Here is a 14788-nt window from a genome sequence, read left to right as displayed (position 1 = left end):
GCCGACAGGGCTTCGTGCCAGGAGTCGGCCAGCTCGGCCAGCCCCCGGCGGGCCGCCGCCACCCCGCCGGCCGCGCCCGCGCCCGCGGCGGCGCGCAGCCGCTCCGCCGCCGTCGTCGCGGGGTCCAGCGCGTCGGGGGCACGCAGCCTGATCAGCGCGGCCAGGGAGCGGGGGCCCTCCCCGGCGACCGCCGTCAGGGCCGCGGCCGAGGGGACGGTGCCCGCCGGTGGGGGCTCGTCGGGCCACGGGGTCACGCACACGACGGTGTGCAGCCCGTCCGCGTCCGGTCCGAGCGCCTCACGCAGCGCGGCCAGCGCCGTCTCACGCTGCCGCCCCCGGCCGGCGGTGAGCGCCGAGCCGAACTCCCGGGAGAGGTCCGCGCCCGCCCGGGTCTCGTCGAAGAGGAGCGCCCCGATCCGGGCCGCCACCTCCATCGCCGCGGCGAGCTGCCCGTGCGTCGGACCGGGGTGCGTGTCGAGCAGCCACACGTAGCCCAGGACGACACCCCGATGGCGTACCGGGAGGCAGACGCGGTCCCGGTACACACCGGCCTCCGGCGCGGCCGGGATGCGGACCGGGCCGGTCGCGCGCGTGATGCCGAAGCCCTCGAACCAGGCTCGGACCGCCGGGGTCGAGCGCCGGGTGAGGATCGAGCGGGTGCGCACGGGGTCCATGGCGGTGTCGTCGTCGCTGTCGTGGGCCCCGAAGGCGACCAGGCCGAAATCGCGGTTCTCCAGCGTGGCCGGGGCGCCGAGCAGCGCGGAGATCTCGTCCACCAGCTCCTGGTAATCGCCCTTCACCCGGCCATTCTCGCACCCCTTCAGACAAATGTCTGAGGTGGCGGCCACGGATGCGTGACAGGTGTCGATGGCACGCGGCGGGGACGGTCCCTAGATTTCACAGTGGTTCTCCGTGCCGTCCCGGCCCGCGCCTACAGCGCCCGGTCCGGCCTCGTCCGTACTCATCCGTGGAGGTGCCCCGTGCTGGGTCCCGTGATTCTCGCCGCGTCCCGCAGCGACACCATGCGCCGCTTCGTCTCGGCCGCCCCGGGCACCAAGCAGGTCGTCGGCCGGTTCATCGCCGGCGAGACGGTCGACGAGGTCGTCCCGGTCGTCCAGGACGCGGCCGCCAAGGGCCTCGAGGTCACCCTGGACGTCGTGGGTGAGGACATCACCACCCCCGAGCAGGCGGCCGCCGCGCGCGACGCCTACCTCGAGCTCGTCGGCCGCCTGGAGGAGCTCGGTCTCGGCACCCGGGCCGAGATGTCGGTCAAGCTCTCGATGTTCGGCCAGTCGCTGGAGGGCGGCCACGAGCTCGCCCTCGGCAACATCCGCCCCGTCGTCGAGGCCGCCGCCGGGATCGGCACCACGGTCACCCTGGACGCGGAGGACCACACCACCCTCGACTCGATGTTCGCCATCCACGAGGAGCTGCGGAAGGACTTCCCGCAGACCGGGTGCGTGATCCAGTCCTACCTGTTCCGCACCGAGGACGACGCCCGCCGCCTCGCCGCCGCCGGCAGCCGGGTCAGGCTCGTGAAGGGCGCGTACAAGGAGCCCGCCTCCGTCGCCTACCAGGACAAGGCGGAGATCGACAAGGCCTACGTCCGCGTCCTGAAGACGCTCATGCTGGGCGACGGCTACCCGATGATCGGCTCCCACGACCCGCGGCTCATCGCGATCGGCCAGGAGCTCGCCCGCCAGGCAGGGCGCAAACTGGACGAGTACGAGTTCCAGATGCTGTACGGCATCCGCAGCGACGAGCACGTCCGGCTCGCGGCCGAGGGCCACCGGATGCGCGTCTACACCGCGTACGGCACCGACTGGTACGGATACTTCATGCGCCGCCTCGCGGAGAAGCCGGCCAACCTCCTCTTCTTCGCCCGCTCCGTCGTCACCAAGGGCTGACCGCCCGGCCGACCACCCACCTCAACCAAGGAGACAAGGCACTCATGGATGCTGTCACCCAGGTTCCCGCGCCGGTCAACGAGCCGGTCCACGGATACGCCCCCGGCACCCCGGAGCGGGCCCGGCTGGAGGCGAAGCTCAAGGAGCTCGCCGAGAACCCCATCGAGCTCCCGATGACCATCGGCGGCGAGAAGCGCATGGGCGGCGGCGAGCGCGTCGACGTCGTGCAGCCGCACAACCACAAGGCCGTCATCGGCACCTTCGCCGGTGCCACCGAGCAGGACGCCCAGGACGCCGTCGACGCGGCCCTCGCCGCCGCTCCGGCCTGGCGGGCCATGTCCTTCGACGACCGCGCCGCGATCATCCTGCGCGCCGCCGAGCTGCTCTCCGGCCCCTGGCGCGAGACGCTCGCCGCCTCCACGATGCTCGGCCAGGGCAAGACCGCCCAGCAGGCCGAGATCGACTGCCCGTGCGAGCTCGTCGACTTCTGGCGCTTCAACGTGCACTACGCCCGCCAGATCCTCGCCGAGCAGCCCCCGGCCAACTCGCCCGGCGTGTGGAACCGCATGGACCACCGCCCGCTCGAGGGCTTCGTCTACGCGATCACGCCGTTCAACTTCTCGGCCATCGCCGCCAACCTGCCGACCGCGCCCGCCCTCATGGGCAACGTGGTGGTGTGGAAGCCGTCCCCGACGCAGACCCACGCCGCCGTGCTGCTGATGCGGCTGCTGGAGGAGGCCGGGCTGCCCAAGGGCGTCATCAACCTCGTCACCGGCGACGGCATCGCCGTCTCCGAGGTGGCGCTGAACCACCGCGACCTGGCGGGCATCCACTTCACCGGCTCGACGCCCACCTTCCAGCACCTGTGGAAGACCGTCGGCAACAACATCGCCAACTACCGCACCTACCCGCGGCTCGTCGGCGAGACCGGTGGCAAGGACTTCGTCGTCGCCCACCCGAGCGCCGACCGTGCCGTCCTGAAGACGGCTCTGACCCGCGGCTCGTTCGAGTACCAGGGCCAGAAGTGCTCGGCGTCCTCCCGCGCGTACATCCCGGCCTCCATCTGGAACTCCGGTTTCAAGGAGGAGTTCACGGCCGAGGTCGACTCCATCACCATGGGTGACGTCACCGACCTGTCGAACTTCATGGGCGCCGTCATCGACGCCCGCTCGTTCGCCAAGAACAAGGCCGCCATCGACCGCGCCGCGGCCGACCCGTCCTGCACGATCGTCGCGGGCGGGACGTACGACGACTCCGTCGGCTACTTCGTCCGCCCGACGGTCATCGTGTGCGACGACCCGGCCAACGAGGTCTTCACGACCGAGTACTTCGGGCCGATCCTCGCCGTCCACGTCTACGAGGACGAGAAGTACGACGGCATGCTGGAGCAGATGGAGTCGGTGTCCGACTACGCGCTGACCGGCGCGGTGATCTCCAACGACCGCGCCGCGGCCGCGTACACGATGGACAAGCTCCGCTACGCCGCGGGCAACTTCTACATCAACGACAAGTCGACCGGTGCCGTCGTCGGCCAGCAGCCCTTCGGCGGCGGCCGTGCCTCCGGCACCAACGACAAGGCGGGCGCCCCGCAGAACCTGCAGCGCTGGACGCTGACCCGCGCGATCAAGGAGACGCTGGTCCCGCCGACCGAGTACACCTACCCCCACCAGGGCTGACGCCCCGGGTGCCGTGCGCGGCGCCCCCTTCCGGCTCCGCCCCCCGACCGGCTCCCCCCGCCGGCCGGGGGGCGGTCCGCGTTCCGCCGGCCGGCGGAACGCGCCAGGCTGGGCGCATGACCGAGCCACGCGTGCGGCGCGCGCACACCTACGAGCTGACCCCGGCGGACCTCGCGGGGATCCGCGCCTTCCTGGACACCGCCTTCGACGGGGACTTCGGCGACGACGACTGGGACCACACCCTGGGCGGCGTCCACGCCTGGGTGGCCGGCGCGGACGGCCTCCTGGCCCACGGCAGCGTGATCCAGCGCCGGGTGGTCCACGACCACCGCTCCTACCGGATCGGCTACGTCGAGGCCGTCGCCGTCCGCGCCGGCCGCCTCCGCGAGGGGCTCGGCGGCCAGGTGATGGACGCACTCGAAGAGGTCCTGGACGGTGCCTACGCCTTCGGGGCGCTGTCCGCCTCCGCCGCCGGGGCCCCGCTGTACGCGGCGCGCGGCTGGCAGGTCTGGCCCGGCCGGATCGCCGCCCTCGGGCCGGACGGGACCGTTCCCCTGCCCGGGGAGGAGGGCGGCACGTACGTGCGGCCGGTGCCCGGACGGCTGCTGCCCCCGCCGTCCCACCCGCTGGTCTTCGACTGGCGTGACGGCGACGTGCTGTGACCCCCCGCGGCGACGAGCGCCCGCTCAGCCCTTCACGGTGAAACCGGCCCGCAGCAGGGCGTCGTCCCGGGAGGACGGCCCCACGAGCAGCTCGAAGGCGCCCGGTTCGACGACCCGCTCGCCCCCTGCGTCCACCAGGGTGCAGGCGGACACCGGGAGCTCCAGCGCGACCCGGCGTTCCTCGCCCGGGGCGAGCGGCACCTGCCGGTAGGCCTTCAGCTCCTTCTCCGCCCACGTCACGGACGTCACGGTGTCGCTGACGTACACCTGCACCGTCTCGAGGGCCGGGCGGGTGCCGGTGTTGCGGACGGTGACGTGTGCGCGGACCGTGTCGTCCGGCCCGACGGACGGGGTGAGCACGTCCAGGTCCGTGTACGTGACGGTGGTGTAGCTCAGGCCCTCGCCGAACACGAACGCCGGACGCTGGGTGAGGTCGGCGTAACGGGTGCCGTGCTGGCCGCGGATCTGGTTGTAGTACGTCGGCTGCTGGCCGGCGTGACGGGCGAAGGAGAGGGGCAGCCGTCCCGTCGGTTCGACGAGCCCCAGCAGCAGCTCGGCGACGGCCCGGCCGCCCTGCATGCCCGGGTTGAAGGCGTGCACGATCGCCGCCGCGCCGAGCGCCGAGGGGGGAAGGACGAGCGGTTTCGAGCTGATGACCACGACGACGAGCGGCTTGCCCGTCGCGGCGAGCGCGTCGAGCAGGGCGACCTGGCCGCCGACGAGTTCCAGGGTCGCGGTCGAGCGTCCCTCGCCGATCAGCTCGATGCGGTCGCCCACGACGGCGACGACGTGGTCGGCGGCCCCGGCGGCCGCGACCGCTTCCCGGATCAGCTCCTCGGACGGCTCCGCGGGGACGACGATGTCGGGGCGGGGCTGTCCGTCGGGGAAGAACGCGCCCTCCGGGTCGGGCCCCACGCCGAGGATCTCGGCGCCGCGCGCGTAGGTGACGGTCCAGCCGGCCGGGACGTGCTCGCGGAAGCCGTCGAGCACCGTGCGGATCATGGGGCGCGGGTGGCCGTCGGGCAGCCAGTCCGCCTGACCGGAGGAGCCGGCCCAGTCGCCGAGCTGGGTCTGCGCGTCGTCGGCGTTGGGCCCGATGACGGCGACGGTCCGGGGTGCGCCGCCGGGGTCCGCGACGGCGCGGCCGTCGCCCCCCGGCCGCAGGCCGCCGGCCAGCGGCAGGGTGCCGTCGTTGGTGAGCAGCACCAGCGAGCGGCGGGCGGCCTCCAGGTTCAGCTCGGTGTGGGCGGTGCTGCCGATGACCGCGGCCTGCCGGGCGGCGTCCGGGTGGCGCGGGTTCTCGAACAGGCCGAGCTCGAACTTGAGGGTCAGGATCCGCCGGACGGCCGCGTCGATGTCGGCCTCCGCGAGCAGGCCCCGCGCGATCGCCTCCTGCGCCCCCTCGAAGAACTTCGGCGTCGTCATCACCATGTCGTTGCCCGCCCGGACGGCGGCGGCGGAGGCCTGGGTGTAGTCGCCGTAGATCCGCTGCTCCCACACCATGCGGCCGACGTTGTCCCAGTCCGTGACCAGCGTGCCGGTGTACCCCCACTCGCCGCGCAGCACCTCGTTCAGGAGCCAGTCGTTGACCGTGACGGGCACCCCGTCCATGGACTGGTAGCCGAGCATGAAGGTGCGGCAGCCCTCGCGGGCGACCCGCTCGAAGGGGGGCAGGAACCAGGAGCGCAGCTTGCGCCGTGAGATGTCGGCCTCGCTCGCGTCCCGGCCGCCCTGCGTCTCGGAGTAGCCGGCGAAGTGCTTGGCGCAGGCGAGGACGGCCGTCGGGTCGTCGAGGCCCTCGCCCTGGTAGCCGCGCACCATCGCCGAGCCGAGTTCGCCGATGAGGAAGGGGTCCTCGCCGAACGTCTCGCTGACCCGGCCCCAGCGCAGGTCCCGGGTGATGCAGAGCACCGGCGAGAAGGTCCAGTGGACTCCGGTCGCCGCGACCTCGACGGCCGTGGCCCTGGCGACGCGCTCCACGAGACCGGCGTCCCAGGTGGCGGCCAGGCCGAGCTGGGTGGGGTAGATGGTGGCGCCCTCCCAGAAGGAGTGGCCGTGGATGCAGTCCTCGGCGACCAGCAGCGGGATGCGCAGACGGGTCCTCTCCGTGAGCGCCGCCGCCTCCAGGACCCTCTCGGGCGCGGCGTGGAGGATCGACCCCACGTGCAGGTCCTCGACGAGGTGCCGTACTCCGTCCTTGGCGTTGAGCTGGAGCATCTGGCCGGTCTTCTCGGCCGGAGTCATGCGGCCGAGGAGGTCGTCGACCCGCTCGGCGACGGGCAGCGCGGGGTCGAGGTAGGGCAGGGAGGGGGACACGGGGGGTCCTTTCGCGACACGGTTCCGGTCCACCATAGAGTCAATCCCGACCACTTGGTAGGTATCTTCGGATGTGTCAGTCTGACTGCTGTGCCGACGGACACGCCGGCTGACACGACCGGGGGAGTGGCGGGTGGAGGCCGAAGCGCGGCGCGGCTACGCGAAGGGCCGCGCGAGGCGTCGCGAGATCCTCGACCAGGCCATGGCCCTGTTCGGCGAGGCGGGCTACCGGGGTGCCTCCCTGCGGACGATCGCGAGCCGGTGCGGGATCTCGCACCCGGGTCTGCTGCACCACTTCCCGACCAAGGAGTCCCTGCTGCTCGCGGTGCTCGAACACCGTGACGAGGTGGACGGCGAGTGGCTCTCGCTCGGTGGGACCGCCGGGGTGGACCGGTTGCGCAGGTACGCCGATCTGGCGGCCCTGAACACCACCAGGCGCGGGATCGTCGAGCTGTTCTCGGTCGTCTCCACCGAGGCGACCGCGGCCGACCACCCGGCGCACGCGTACTTCGTACGGCGCTACCGCGATTCGGTGGCCGGGGCGGAACTCGCCTACGCCCAGGCGCGGGCGGACGGCGCGCTGCGGCCCGGCGTCGCCCCGGACGCGGCGGGGCGGCAGCTGATCGCGCTGATGGACGGATTGCAGGTGCAGTGGCTCCTCGGGGTCGGGGTGACGGACATGGCGGGCGTCCTGCGGGCGCACGTCCAGGCGCAGCTGACCGTCCCGCTCTGACGATCCCGCCCCGAGCGGCCCGCTCCGGCCGCCTCGTTCCGGCCGACCGGCTCCGGCAGTCCCCTCTGACCGCCTCGTTCCGGCCGTCCCGCCCCACCCGCCCTCGCCACAGCGCCGGGGCCGCCGTCCGGGCGGTGGTGCACCGCGTCCGGGGGGCCCGAGGGTGGCGGCCGTCTCAGATAGTAGGAAGTCCGAGTATCTGTGGAGACAGATGGCTCCCGCTGTCCTAGCTTTGTAGGAGCCGGACGATGCGCGTATCCAGCGACCGGCGGTAGTGCGTGTGCCCCGAAGCAGGCAATCCCTGCGGCACCGGCTCCCCGCCCCCTCCGGCGCCTCGACATCACGATCCGGGCCTTCGCGGCCGCGGCGCCACGCCCACGCGGAGTCCCGATCCCGCGTCCACGCGATCTCAAGGAGTCGATCCCCCATGGCCGAGACCACTGTCCGCCGCGTCCGTCACACCCCGCGTTCCGCCGAGTCCGAGCGCAAGAACGCGGCCGCCGCCCTGCAGCGGGCGCTCGACCGCCGGGACAACGGCGGATCCACGGGCCACTGACCGCCGGTCCCGCCCCCGACAGCGCCGGCGGTCCGCATGTTGGACGCCGCATGTCATGTGGTGGGACGAGTACTAGGGTGCCTCCATGTCTCGCAGCATCAATCTCGCAGTGATCCCAGGTGACGGTATCGGCCAGGAGGTCGTGACCCAGGGCCTGAAGGTCCTCAACGCTGTTCTCCCGCAGGATGTGAAGCTGGAGACCAAGGAGTACGACCTCGGCGCCCAGCGATGGCACCGCACCGGTGAAACCCTCCCGGACGCGGAACTCGAGGCCCTCAAGGGCCACGACGCCATCCTCCTCGGTGCCATCGGTGACCCGTCCGTGCCCTCGGGCGTGCTCGAGCGCGGGCTGTTGCTGAAGCTGCGCTTCGCCTTCGACCACTTCATCAACCTGAGGCCGTCGAAGCTCTTCCCGAACACCGCCACACCCCTGGCCGGCCGCCCCGAGATCGACTTCGTCGTCGTCCGCGAGGGCACCGAGGGCCCGTACACGGGCAACGGCGGTTCCCTCCGTACGGGTACGGAGCACGAGATCGCCACCGAGGTCAGCGTCAACACCGCCCACGGTGTGGAGCGCGTCGTGCGTGACGCCTTCGCGCGTGCCGCCGCCCGGCCGCGCAGGAAGCTGACGCTGGTCCACAAGAACAACGTCCTCGTGTACGCCGGTCACCTGTGGAAGAACACCTTCGACAGGGTCGCGGCCGAGTTCCCCGAGGTCACCACCGACTACCTGCACGTCGACGCGGCGACGATCTTCTTCGTCACCCAGCCCGAGCGCTTCGACGTCATCGTCACGGACAACCTCTTCGGTGACATCCTCACCGACCTCGCCGCCGCCGTGACCGGCGGCATCGGCCTGGCCGCGTCCGGCAACATCAACCCGACGGGCGCCTTCCCGTCCATGTTCGAGCCCGTCCACGGCACCGCGCCCGACATCGCGGGCCAGGGCAAGGCCGACCCGACCGCCACGATCCTCTCCGTCGCCCTCCTGCTGCGCCACCTCGGCTACGAGGCCGAGGCGGTCCGCATCGAGGAGGCCGTCTCCGCCGACCTCGCGGAGCGCGACGGGGCCGCCGCCCGCTCCACCGACGAGATCGGCGACGCGCTCGCGGTACGCGTAGCGAGCTGACCCGACGCCTCCACATCGAAGCCGCCGGGTCGCATCCGCACCCGGCGGCTTCACCATGCGGTCCCCGGGTGCCACCATCGACCCCTGGACCGTGTTTTCTCACGCCCCGCAAACGTGCCATTTCGTGCAGAGCCTCCCCCGGGCGATAATCGAACGCGGGGCCGTGGCTCGCGGTAGAGCTCGGACGTCCTACGACCTGGCCGATACGAGTCGGACGGGAGCGGGCGTGAGCGCGGTCCATCACACACAAGACCGGTGAAGGACACGCACTCATGACGACGCCCACGATCGAGCTCAAGCCCTCCTCGCACCCGCTGTCGGACGCGGAGCGCGAGGCGGTCCTGGCCAACCCCGGATTCGGCCGGCACTTCACCGATCACATGGTGACGATCAGCTGGACCGAGGGCCGGGGCTGGCACGACGCCCAGCTCGTGCCGTACGGTCCGCTGTCGCTCGACCCGGCCAACATGACCCTGCACTACGCGCAGGAGATCTTCGAGGGGCTCAAGGCCTACCGCCGGCCCGACGGCACGGTCGCCACCTTCCGCCCGGAGGCCAACGCCGCGCGCTTCCAGCGGTCCGCCGCCCGGCTCGCGATGCCCGAGCTCCCCGTGGAGACGTTCATCGAGGCCTGTGACGCGCTGGTCCGGCAGGACGAGGCGTGGGTCCCGCCGCACGGTGGCGAGGAGTCCCTCTACCTGCGCCCCTTCATGATCGCCGCCGAGGTCGGGCTGGGGGTGCGGCCCGCCAACGAGTACCTCTTCATCGTCATCGCCTCTCCCGCAGGCGCCTACTTCCCCGGCGGTGTGAAGCCGGTCTCCATCTGGCTCTCGCAGGACCGGGTGCGCGCCGTCCCCGGCGGCATGGGCGACGCCAAGACCGGCGGCAACTACGCCGCCTCCCTCCTCGCCCAGGCCGAGGCCGCCGCGAAGGGCTGCGACCAGGTCGCCTACCTCGACGCCGTCGAGCACCGGTGGGTCGAGGAGCTCGGTGGCATGAACCTCTACTTCGTGTACGAGGACGAGGACGGCGGCAAGCGGATCGTCACGCCCACCCTCACCGGCTCCCTGCTCGCCGGAGTCACCCGTGACTCGCTTCTCACCGTGGCCCGGGACCTCGGTTACGCCTCCGAGGAGGGCCGCGTCTCCATCGACCAGTGGCGCGCCGACACCGAGAAGGGCACCCTGACCGAGGTCTTCGCCTGCGGGACCGCCGCCGTCATCACCCCCGTCGGCACCGTGAAGTCCGCGGACGGCGAGTGGGTCCAGGGCGACGGTCAGCCCGGCGAGGTCACCCTCCGGCTGCGTGAGCGCCTGCTGGACATCCAGCGCGGTATCGCCGAGGACACCCACGGCTGGATGCACCAGCTCGGCTAGCCGTTCCCCCTCCGTCCGAAGGCCGCGCCCCGCACCGGGGCGCGGCCTTCGCCGTAGCCGGGTCTCGCCGTGGCGGGGGTTCGCCGCAGCCGGGTTCGGCCGTGGCCGGTCTCACCGTCCGCCGTAGCCGGGTTTCGAGTGCCGCTCGAACCTGGTTAGAGTGATGCTCTAACCAGGAGGTGCGTGACGTGCGACTGACTCCGACCGAACGCGATCGGCTGCTGCTCTTCGGTGCCGCGGAACTGGCCCGGGCCCGGCGCGCCCGGGGCCTTCGGCTCAACGTCCCCGAGGCCACCGCGCTGATCGCGGACACCGTGTGCGAGGCGGCCAGGGACGGGCGCCGGCTGGCGGAGGCGATCGAGGCCGCCCGCACCGTGCTGGGGCCGGACGACGTGCTGCCCGGTGTGGCCGACGTGGTCACCGAGGTCCAGGTGGAGGCCGTGTTCGACGACGGCTCGCGGCTCGCGGTCGTCAGCCACCCCCTGGCCGGCGGTTCGCTCGGCGAGGACGCCCCGGGCGCGCTCCTGCCCGGCTCCGCGGTGCCCGAGCCGCGACCCGCCCTGCGGCTCACCGTCCGCAACACCGCGACCGTCCCGGTCAGCGTGACGTCCCACTTCCACTTCTTCGAGGCCAACCCGCGCCTCGCCTTCGACCGCGCCGCGGCGTACGGGATGCGGCTGGCCGTGCCGGCGGGTTCCTCCGTCCGCTTCGGCCCCGGGGAGACCGCTCAGGCGCCCCTCGTCCCCATCGGCGGCGACCGGATCGCGATCGGCTTCGCCGGGCTCGTCGACGGACCGCTGGACGCGCCGGGTGCGAAGGAGGAGGCGCTGCGCAGAGCGGCTGCCTGCGGTTACCTCGGAGCAGGGGAGGGGAACTGATGGACCCGTACGAGTACGCCTCCGTGCACGGCCCGCGCGCCGGCGACCGGATCAGGCTCGGCGACTCCGGGCTGACCGTCCGGGTGGAGTCCGACGCCCAGCTGCAGGGGGACGAGTTCCTCGCCGGATTCGGCAAGACGGCCCGCGACGGCCTGCACCTGAAGGCCGCCGCCGTCCGGGAGACCTGCGACGTCGTCATCAGCAACGTGCTGGTCATCGATGCCGTGCTGGGCATCCGCAAGGTGTCGGTCGGCATCCGGGAGGGCCGCATCGCCGCGATCGGCCGGGCCGGCAACCCGGACACCCTGGACGGGGTCGACGTGGTCGTCGGCACGGGGACGACGATCGTCTCCGGTGAGGGCCTGATCGCCACGGCGGGTGCCGTGGACCCCCACGTCCACCTGCTCTCCCCGCGCATCATGGAGGCGTCGCTGGCCTCCGGGGTCACGACAATCATCGGCCAGGAGTTCGGGCCGGTGTGGGGTGTCGGAGTCAACTCGCCCTGGGCGCTGCGCCACGCCTTCAACGCCTTCGACGCCTGGCCCGTCAACATCGGCTTCCTCGGCCGTGGTTCGTCCTCCCACGAGGCGCCGCTGGTCGAGGCACTCGCCGAGGGCGGTGCCTGCGGCTTCAAGGTCCACGAGGACATGGGCGCCCACACCCGCGCCCTGGACACCGCGCTGCGGGTGGCCGAGGAGTACGACGTCCAGGTCGCCCTGCACAGCGACGGGCTGAACGAGTGCCTGTCCGTCGAGGACACCCTGCGCGTGCTGGAGGGCCGTACGATCCACGCCTTCCACATCGAGGGCTGCGGCGGCGGGCACGTCCCCAACGTGCTGAAGATGGCCGGCGTCCCGAACGTCATCGGCTCCTCGACCAACCCGACGCTCCCCTTCGGCCGCGACGCGGTCGCCGAGCACTACGGCATGATCGTCTCCGTCCACGACCTGAAGACCGACCTGCCCGGCGACGCCGCCATGGCCCGCGACCGGATCAGGGCGGGCACGATGGGCGCCGAGGACGTGCTGCACGACCTGGGCGCCATCGGGATCACCTCCTCCGACGCGCAGGGCATGGGGCGGGCCGGGGAGACCGTGCGCCGCACCTTCGCCATGGCCGCGAAGATGAAGGCGGAGCTCGGCCCGCTGGAGGGCGACGGCCCCGGCGACGACAACGCGCGCGTGCTGCGCTACATCGCCAAGCTCACCGTCAACCCCGCCATCGCGCACGGCCTCTCGCACGAGGTCGGTTCCATCGAGCCCGGGAAGCTCGCCGACATCGTGCTCTGGCGTCCGGAGTTCTTCGGAGCCAAGCCCCAGCTGGTCCTGAAGTCCGGCTTCCCCGCGTACGGCGTCACCGGCGACCCCAACGCCGCCACGGACGCCTGCGAACCCCTCGTCCTCGGGCCGCAGTTCGGCGCCCACGGCGCCACCGCCGCCGATCTCTCCGTCGCCTTCGTCGCGGAGGCCGCCACCCAGCTGGGCGCCGACCGCATGCCCACCCGGCGCCGCAGGGTCGCCGTCCGGGGCACACGCGGGATCGGACCGGCGGACCTGCGCCTCAACTCCCGCACCGGGAGCGTCGGCGTCGACGGCGACACCGGGCTGGTCACGCTCGACGGCGACCCGCTGCGCTCACCGGCCGCCGACTCCGTCCCCCTCAACCGCCTCTACTTCCTCTAGGACCCGCCATGACCTTCCGCATGCCGCCCGAGTGGGCCCCGCACGAGCGCACCTGGATGGCCTGGCCCGGCCCCAACCCCACCTTCGCCACCGACGCCGAGCTGGACGGGGCCCGCCGGGCCTGGGCCGCCGTCGCCCGTGCCGTACGCCGCTTCGAGCCCGTCACCGTGATCGCCGGCCCCGGCCAGGAGGACGGCGCACGCGCCCTCCTCGGCCCGGACGTCGAGATCGCCGTCCGCCCGCTGGACGACGCCTGGATGCGCGACATCGGCCCCACCTTCGTCACCGACGGCAGCCGGCTGGCCGCCGTCGACTGGACGTTCAACGGCTGGGGCGCCCAGGGCTGGGCCCGCTGGGAGCGCGACCGGCACATCGCGCGCGCGGTCGCCGAACTCGCCGCCGTCCCCGTGCACAGCTCCCCGCTGGTCAACGAGGGCGGCGCGATCCACGTCGACGGTGAGGGCACCGTCCTGCTCACCGAGACGGTCCAGCTCGGCGGGGAACGCAACCCGGGCTGGAGCCGGCAGGCCGTCGAGGAGGAGGTCCACGCCCGGCTGGGCACCGAGAAGGCACTCTGGCTGCCGCGCGGCCTGAGCGGCGACTACGGCACGTACGGCACACTCGGCCATGTCGACATCGTGGCCGCCTTCGCCCGTCCCGGCCTGGTCGTCGCACACGTCCAGCCGGACCCGTCCCACCCGGACCACGAGGTCACCCGGGAGACGGTCCGCCTCCTGCGCGCCGCCAGGGACGCGGCCGGACGCCGGCTGGAGGTCGTGGAGATCCCCGCTCCCACCACGCTGCGCGGCCCCGACGGCGCATGGGCGGACTACTCCTACATCAACCACTACCTCTGCAACGGCGGTGTGGTCCTCTGCGCCTTCGACGACCCGAGGGACGACGAGGCGGCGGCCGTCCTCGGCGACCTGTTCCCCGACCGTACGGTGACGCTCGTCGACGCCCGTACGATCTTTGCCGGTGGTGGAGGCATCCACTGCATCACGCAACAGCAACCCAGGATCTGAGACGTGCCCGACACCCCGCGCCGCCGCAACATCGCCCCGCCCCGGGAGGACGTGCTCGCCGCCGTGATGGCGACCGTCGCCGAACGCGGCCTCGACGGCCTCACGATGGCCGGACTGGGCCGTGCCGTCCACATGAGCAGCGGCCACCTCCTCTACTACTTCCGCACCAAGGACGAACTGCTGCTGCAGACCCTGGAGTGGAGCGAGGGGCGGCTCGGCGCCGAGCGCAGGGCCCTGCTCGGCGGCCCGGGAACCGTCCGCGAGCGCCTCGACGTCTACATCGGCCTGTACGTCCCCGCCGGTGACGGCGACCCGCACTGGACACTCTGGCTCGAGGTCTGGAACCGCTCGCGCAACGCCGACGGCGAGGCCCGTGCCCGGCAGGCTGCGATCGAGGAGGCATGGCACCGCGACCTGGTGGAACTGCTGGCCGAAGGGGTCGCACGCGGGGAGTTCCGCGCCGTCGACACCGGGCGGGCGGCGAGCCGGCTGCGGGCCCTCCTGGACGGGTTCAGCGTCCACGTCACCGTCGGCCTGCCCGGCACCGGGCGGGCACGGGTCCTCCAGGAGATGCGCGCGTACGTCGACGAGGCGCTCCCGGCACCCGGCGGCGCGGCGGACAGCCCGCCCGCATCCTGAGACAGGGGGGTCCACGGCGTCCGGGCTGTGCGAGACTGCGGAGGTGTCCTCGTCCGCCATGATTATCGGCAGCAGGCGCGCCGGTCCGCAGTGACCGCCCCGTACCACCACGTACGAAGGCGGACATCGTGCCCCAGACCCGCGCGCAGACCTCTCGCACCCGCGAGGGGTTTTTTCGTTTTCCGGCCCTCACCACGGCCGGGGCGAGG

Annotated in this window: 13 protein-coding genes; 11 read left to right on the top strand and 2 right to left on the bottom strand. The window is 72.7% G+C overall.

Features of this window, described 5'->3' with window-relative positions; genetic code table 11:
- Window positions 1-800, bottom strand: an 800-nt coding sequence (locus ABZ371_RS07700; RefSeq protein ID WP_358674988.1) for a PucR family transcriptional regulator, incomplete at its 3' end; no start/stop codon positions are given.
- Between the two features lie 180 nt (window positions 801-980).
- Between ABZ371_RS07700 and ABZ371_RS07695 the strand changes: the two genes are divergently transcribed.
- From ABZ371_RS07695 to ABZ371_RS07685, 3 genes are all read left to right on the top strand, one after another.
- On the top strand, window positions 981-1907 hold the full coding sequence (locus tag ABZ371_RS07695; protein ID WP_358674986.1) for a proline dehydrogenase family protein: 927 nt from the start codon (window positions 981-983) through the stop codon (window positions 1905-1907).
- Window positions 1908-1951: 44 nt separating this feature from the next.
- Entirely contained in the window at window positions 1952-3583 is a 1632-nt protein-coding gene (pruA, locus tag ABZ371_RS07690; RefSeq protein WP_358674983.1) for an L-glutamate gamma-semialdehyde dehydrogenase, read from the top strand.
- 116 nt (window positions 3584-3699) lie between these two features.
- Window positions 3700-4245 carry an aminoglycoside 2'-N-acetyltransferase gene (locus tag ABZ371_RS07685; RefSeq protein WP_358674980.1) on the top strand — a complete coding sequence of 182 codons (546 nt, stop codon included), beginning with the start codon at window positions 3700-3702 and terminating at the stop codon, window positions 4243-4245.
- Window positions 4246-4269: 24 nt separating this feature from the next.
- Here ABZ371_RS07685 and ABZ371_RS07680 read toward each other — a convergent pair whose 3' ends face one another.
- Entirely contained in the window at window positions 4270-6561 is a 2292-nt protein-coding gene (locus ABZ371_RS07680) for a glycoside hydrolase family 3 N-terminal domain-containing protein (RefSeq protein ID WP_358674978.1), read from the bottom strand.
- 133 nt (window positions 6562-6694) lie between these two features.
- Between ABZ371_RS07680 and ABZ371_RS07675 the strand changes: the two genes are divergently transcribed.
- The 8 genes from ABZ371_RS07675 (at window position 6695) to ABZ371_RS07640 (ending at window position 14579) form a co-directional block, all read left to right on the top strand.
- The gene (locus tag ABZ371_RS07675; protein ID WP_358674975.1) at window positions 6695-7294 is read left to right on the top strand and encodes a helix-turn-helix domain-containing protein; all 600 of its coding nucleotides are present in this window, start codon (window positions 6695-6697) and stop codon (window positions 7292-7294) included.
- A gap of 427 nt (window positions 7295-7721) precedes the next feature.
- Window positions 7722-7850, top strand: a complete 129-nt coding sequence (locus ABZ371_RS07670) for a hypothetical protein (RefSeq protein WP_358674972.1) — start codon at window positions 7722-7724, stop codon at window positions 7848-7850.
- An 85-nt stretch (window positions 7851-7935) separates the two neighbouring features.
- The gene (locus tag ABZ371_RS07665) at window positions 7936-8979 is read left to right on the top strand and encodes a 3-isopropylmalate dehydrogenase (protein WP_358674969.1); all 1044 of its coding nucleotides are present in this window, start codon (window positions 7936-7938) and stop codon (window positions 8977-8979) included.
- 272 nt (window positions 8980-9251) lie between these two features.
- Window positions 9252-10355 carry a branched-chain amino acid aminotransferase gene (locus tag ABZ371_RS07660; protein WP_358674966.1) on the top strand — a complete coding sequence of 368 codons (1104 nt, stop codon included), beginning with the start codon at window positions 9252-9254 and terminating at the stop codon, window positions 10353-10355.
- A gap of 188 nt (window positions 10356-10543) precedes the next feature.
- Window positions 10544-11233: an urease subunit gamma gene (gene ureA, locus ABZ371_RS07655; RefSeq protein ID WP_358674963.1), complete on the top strand. Its 690-nt coding sequence runs from the start codon at window positions 10544-10546 to the stop codon at window positions 11231-11233.
- Window positions 11233-12915 carry an urease subunit alpha gene (locus ABZ371_RS07650; RefSeq protein WP_358674961.1) on the top strand — a complete coding sequence of 561 codons (1683 nt, stop codon included), beginning with the start codon at window positions 11233-11235 and terminating at the stop codon, window positions 12913-12915. Before ureA ends, ABZ371_RS07650 begins: the two co-directional genes overlap by 1 nt.
- Before the next feature lie 8 nt (window positions 12916-12923).
- Complete coding sequence (locus tag ABZ371_RS07645) at window positions 12924-13940, top strand: agmatine deiminase family protein (protein ID WP_358674958.1); 1017 nt, start codon at window positions 12924-12926, stop codon at window positions 13938-13940.
- A 3-nt stretch (window positions 13941-13943) separates the two neighbouring features.
- The gene (locus ABZ371_RS07640) at window positions 13944-14579 is read left to right on the top strand and encodes a TetR family transcriptional regulator C-terminal domain-containing protein (RefSeq protein WP_358674955.1); all 636 of its coding nucleotides are present in this window, start codon (window positions 13944-13946) and stop codon (window positions 14577-14579) included.
- Window positions 14580-14788 lie beyond the last annotated feature (209 nt).

This window comes from Streptomyces sp. NPDC005899 (genome assembly GCF_040629645.1).
Taxonomy (GTDB): Bacteria; Actinomycetota; Actinomycetes; order Streptomycetales; family Streptomycetaceae; genus Streptomyces.
Note: the sequence above shows the minus strand (reverse complement) of the source record. Positions and strands in the feature narration are given on the sequence as shown.

What these genes read in the sequence shown, in the direction of transcription:
- pruA (WP_358674983.1), top strand. Translation starts at nt 1,952, where the DNA reads ATGGATGCTGTCACCCAGGTTCCCGCGCCGGTCAACGAGCCGGTCCAC.
- ABZ371_RS07685 (WP_358674980.1), top strand. Translation starts at nt 3,700, where the DNA reads ATGACCGAGCCACGCGTGCGGCGCGCGCACACCTACGAGCTGACCCCG.
- ABZ371_RS07670 (WP_358674972.1), top strand. Translation starts at nt 7,722, where the DNA reads ATGGCCGAGACCACTGTCCGCCGCGTCCGTCACACCCCGCGTTCCGCC.
- ABZ371_RS07665 (WP_358674969.1), top strand. Translation starts at nt 7,936, where the DNA reads ATGTCTCGCAGCATCAATCTCGCAGTGATCCCAGGTGACGGTATCGGC.
- ABZ371_RS07660 (WP_358674966.1), top strand. Translation starts at nt 9,252, where the DNA reads ATGACGACGCCCACGATCGAGCTCAAGCCCTCCTCGCACCCGCTGTCG.
- ABZ371_RS07650 (WP_358674961.1), top strand. Translation starts at nt 11,233, where the DNA reads ATGGACCCGTACGAGTACGCCTCCGTGCACGGCCCGCGCGCCGGCGAC.
- ABZ371_RS07645 (WP_358674958.1), top strand. Translation starts at nt 12,924, where the DNA reads ATGACCTTCCGCATGCCGCCCGAGTGGGCCCCGCACGAGCGCACCTGG.